This is a genomic window from Bacillus sp. mrc49 (genome assembly GCF_002803435.1).
The window spans coordinates 1-564 of the sequence record NZ_PHNG01000265.1 but is presented as its reverse complement, the minus strand read 5'-3'; the positions used below and the strand labels follow the sequence as shown (position 1 = coordinate 564).

Below are 564 nucleotides of genomic sequence, written 5' to 3'. Positions count from 1 at the left end.
GTTTTACCATCACGCATAACGGTGATCCGGTCACAAATGGCGAATATTTCTTCCATCCGATGCGAGATATAAACAAGTGATACACCCTTTTGGGTTAACCCCTTCATCACTTCAAATAGCTTTTCGATCTCCCTATCGGTTAACGCTGCGGTCGGTTCATCCATGATGATGACTTCGGCCTCCGTCATCAGCGCCTTGGCAATTTCGATCATTTGCTGTTCACCTACGGAACAAAGGCCGGCTTCCTTATCGAAGGGAAGGGAAATATTAAGTGTTTTAAAAACTTCTTTTGCACGCGCTTTCATTTGTTTCGTCTTTAGGACGCCTAACTTATTTACCAGTTCCTTGCCGATAAATAAGTTCTCCAGCACGGTCATTTCCGGCCAAATATTCAATTCCTGACGGATAAAGGCCATCCCCGCTTCTTCTGCTTCCTTGGAATCCTTGAATGAGGTTTCATTGCCGTTAATCACGATCGTTCCTTGATCCTGCTTATGAAGACCAGTCAAAATGTTCATCAAGGTTGATTTCCCTGCTCCATTTTCCCCCATGAGCGCGTGTACC

The 564-nt window shown here is 45.0% G+C and carries 1 protein-coding gene; it reads right to left on the bottom strand.

Features of this window, described 5'->3' with window-relative positions; genetic code table 11:
* The coding region (locus CVN76_RS01890) for an ATP-binding cassette domain-containing protein (protein ID WP_157805459.1) at positions 1-564 on the bottom strand (564 nt) is incomplete at both ends.